This window comes from Okeania sp. SIO2B9, from assembly GCF_010672505.1.
GTDB lineage: Bacteria > Cyanobacteriota > Cyanobacteriia > Cyanobacteriales > Microcoleaceae > Okeania > Okeania hirsuta.
The window spans coordinates 1-3,792 of sequence record NZ_JAAHGK010000767.1; the positions used below are offsets into that span (position 1 = coordinate 1).

General features: G+C 34.5%; 3 protein-coding genes. All 3 read left to right on the plus strand.

Annotated elements, in window-relative coordinates; all coding sequences use genetic code 11:
• Positions 1–670: serine protease (locus F6K13_RS23035; protein ID WP_287288505.1), on the plus strand; the 670-nt coding region annotated here is incomplete at its 5' end.
• 56 nt (positions 671–726) lie between these two features.
• Complete coding sequence (locus tag F6K13_RS23040; protein ID WP_287288507.1) at positions 727–2,196, plus strand: serine protease; 1,470 nt, start codon at positions 727–729, stop codon at positions 2,194–2,196.
• A gap of 71 nt (positions 2,197–2,267) precedes the next feature.
• Positions 2,268–3,545: a serine protease gene (locus tag F6K13_RS23045; RefSeq protein WP_124144556.1), complete on the plus strand. Its 1,278-nt coding sequence runs from the start codon at positions 2,268–2,270 to the stop codon at positions 3,543–3,545.
• Positions 3,546–3,792 lie beyond the last annotated feature (247 nt).

The following is a 3,792-nucleotide window of genomic DNA, read 5'->3' on the forward strand; positions in this document are numbered from 1 at the left end:
CGGGAAAAATATTGCTGGCTCAGGAGTGATTATTTCTCGGAAAGGTAGCGAGTATTTTGTTCTAACTTGCGCTCATGTACTTGATTCAAATCAAGAAAATAAATTTGCAGTTTTAACTGTAGATGGAAAAGAATATACTGCTCATAAAGATACTAGATTTAATTTTAGAGAACTGGATTTGGCAATAGTTAAATTTTCCACAAATAATGAGTATAAAGTTGCTGTTGTCAATGCTAATTTTAACTTAAGTTTAGGAGAACAAGTTTATGTGGCTGGATTTCCTAACTATGAAAGGAAGGCAGTAAATTTAGTTACTACTGTAGATTTAGGAATTAAACCATATAATTTGACTAAGGGTAAGGTTATTCATCTACTTAATTTATCCTTGGAGAGAGGTTATAAAATTGGCATGAGTAATGAGATTGAAATTGGGATGAGTGGGGGACCAGTTTTGAATCAAAATGGTGAGTTAGTTGGGATTATTGGTCGGGCAAAATATGCTTTTGGTGGCTTTGATGCTTATCGATTTTCTGATGGTAGTCAACCATCAGAAGAGCTACTTGATGAATTCCTGAGTGCTAGCTGGGCAATTCCTATTGCTAAGTTGAATCAACGGGATGATTTTGCAGAGATAGTAAAGACAAATATTAGTGATTTGTCTGGTGATTAAAATTAGTTATTTGAGATTTTTTTTGACACAAAAATTTGGAATAGGTGTGAAAAAATATGATAAAAAAAAGACATATATTTACTGCCTCTATGACTGTAATTATTCTCAGTATTGGTAAGGGAGTAGATGCAGTTCCTAGAAAATTAACAGTAGAAGAAATTAACTCCATAGCTAAACAAACTACTGTTCTAATTGCCCCCAGGTTAAGTGAACGTGAAAAAGATGATTTATTAAAAAGAAAACCTGTAGCTAGATGGACAGTAGGTTCAGGAGTAATTATTGCTAAACAAAATAAAACATACTATATTTTGACAGTAACTCATAACTTTAGTCAGGAACAAGTAAGTCAAGATGCACATTATGGCATACTAACAAGTGACAAAAAAGTTCATCAAGTTACAAAAATCAACGATGGTAGAGAATGTACTAATAGATTCTTAGAAGCAATAAAAAATAAAAAAGTAGAAACCGCTTTAGTAAGATTTGGTTGTTTTAACAATCAAGAAATAAATGGCTATGATTTAGCAATAGTTAGTTTTGAAAGTAAAAAAAACTATCCTGTTGCGACCTTAGGAGATGCTAGTAAATTACAAGAAGAAGATATTGTTTATATTTCTGGTTGGCCGAAAATTGAAGCGGAACCGAAGCTAAAACTTGATGGAACTATGCAATTAGATTCCGAAGGAAAAATAATTTGTAAAGATCCTGCACCTGAAAGGCAAAGACACCTAGCATGGGGACCATTAAAAGCTTCTATTCCTGTTACTGAAAAGGATAATGGTTATAGCTTATATTATACAGATTATACTCGTCCAGGAATGAGTGGTGGTCCTGTGTTTAATAGTGGCGGAGAGCTAGTTGGAATTCACGGACGAGGCTCGACAAATAAACCTATTTGCGGACAAATATATGAACCAATATCTAATAATAATTCTACTTCAAAAAATAAATTTGAGGCAGAAAATAATTCAGACCCTTTTAACGTGTTTGAGTCTGAAAATACTAGGTTGAAAAATGAAGAGCAGAAGAGGCAAGGTGATTTCCCAGGATATCCAGAATTTGAATCTCAAAAGAACTTAGAGAATGGCTCAAATAAAAATCAAAATAATTCTACATTAGACTTGGATGATACTTCAAAATCAATTTATGATTTACAGAAAATGTATAGTAGTGCCCAAAATGTTAATTATTCTCGAAAGTTGATTCAGGAGATAGAAATGAATTTATCTTTTAAATTAGAGGCTCCTTCACAAAGGATAATTCAATCAGAAATAACAAAAATTCCTCAAATTAAGATTCCTGGTGTAAGTAGCCAAATCGAAAATTCTATGTCGAGAAATTCAGATATAACAAGACTAGAAAATCCTGAATTGATAACTCCAAACCAAACACCTGAATTGATCGATCCAAATCAAACAAAAGAGGGGTGGTTTGAAGACCCTAATGATAAGATAGACAATATATATGAAATTTTTAATTTTGATCTAGAAACTCGTATTCGGGATAAAAAACCAGATCTATTATAGGTAATTGAAACATCATAAAATATAAAGTAGGTTTAATGAAAAAAATTATGTAATAGATGCAGGCAGGGCAAATGCTATATTTTTTCATAAAAAAAACTCAAAAATTATCTATCTTTATCGGTGGAATCTTCCTTAGTTGTCTAGCATCAACTCCTGCTGTGGCAGAACTTTCAATAGAGGAAATTAATTCTATAGCTAGACAAACAACTGTATTAATTGCTCCTGCACTAACCCCTGAATTACGACAAGATTTAGAAGAAAATCGTAATAACCCATTACAAAAATCAGGGATTTGGAATCCAGGTTCAGGGGTAATTATTGCTAAAACAGGAAATAAATATTATGTCTTAACTGTAGCTCATAATTTTATACAAAGACACCTTGATAGTAAACAGTATTGGCAGCAGTTGGGAGGTATTCCTTATTATGGAATTAGAACTTATGATGGGAAAGTTCATATTGTTAAAGATGTTAATGACTACCGAGGGTGTCCTCTAAAAGGCAATCCGAAATTAACAGTATTGGTGAGATTTGGCTGTCGCGATCGCTTTATTGCAGGTACAGATATAGTTGAACGCAGCATTGGTACAGATCAAATAAGAGGTGTAGATTTAGCGATCGTCACCTTTAAAAGCACAAACAATTATACAGTTGCTCCTTTAGGAGATCCTAAACAGGTCAATATCAACGATAGAGTATATATTTCCGGTTGGCCTGACCCAGAAAGAGAGCAAGACCCGCAGACAGGTAGATGTCGTAACAGAGTAGCTCGCAGACAACGCCGTTTAGCTTGGGGTTTAGTTAGGGGAAAGATTAACCCTGCTCCTGAGCATCTGGGTTATAGTATTTTTTATACTGATGAAACTGCTGCTGGTATGAGTGGGGGACCTGTGTTTGATAGTAATGGTCGTGTAGTTGGCAGTCATGGGTTAGGTAGTCAGAGTAAACCTTTATGTGGCGGGAGTCTTGAGGCAGGAGGTGAATCTGATTCTAGTTCTGATTCTGATAATGTTTCGAGTGGTGAGAGTCTTGATTTTAATAAGTTGCAAAAGCGTTATAGCAGTGGGCAAAATGTTAATTATTTTGAGAGTTTGCTCAAAGAGTTTGATTTTGATTTGACTTTCAGACGAGAGTTACCTAGACCTGAAGTTATAAAAGCTGGTATCACATACATTAAAAATCTAGAAGTTGCTAGTAGTAGTGGTCAAGTAGAATTTGACGCGAGTGAGGATGTGTTTAATGACCCTAATGATGTTGTTGATGATATTTATAAACTGTATACATTTGAGTTGGAGAATATGATTAGGGATGAACCTTCTGGTGGTCCTGAGAGTATATTGTTAGATTGAGAAGGAATCAGAAGGAAGAAGGAAGAAAGAAGAAGGAAGAAGGGAAATATTACGTTGTCTGAGTTTTACAGCATATTTCAGGTTAATGAGGTACAAGTATGAATGGTAAAGTGCTTGTAGTGCGGACATCTTGCCCGCGTACTGGTGTAGTAAATAGGGCTTGCTGATTAAATATCAAAGCATTAACATATAGAGACAAGTGCCTTTTTAGGTCTTTAAAAAGTATAAGGTTTTCGTTGTAGGCAGA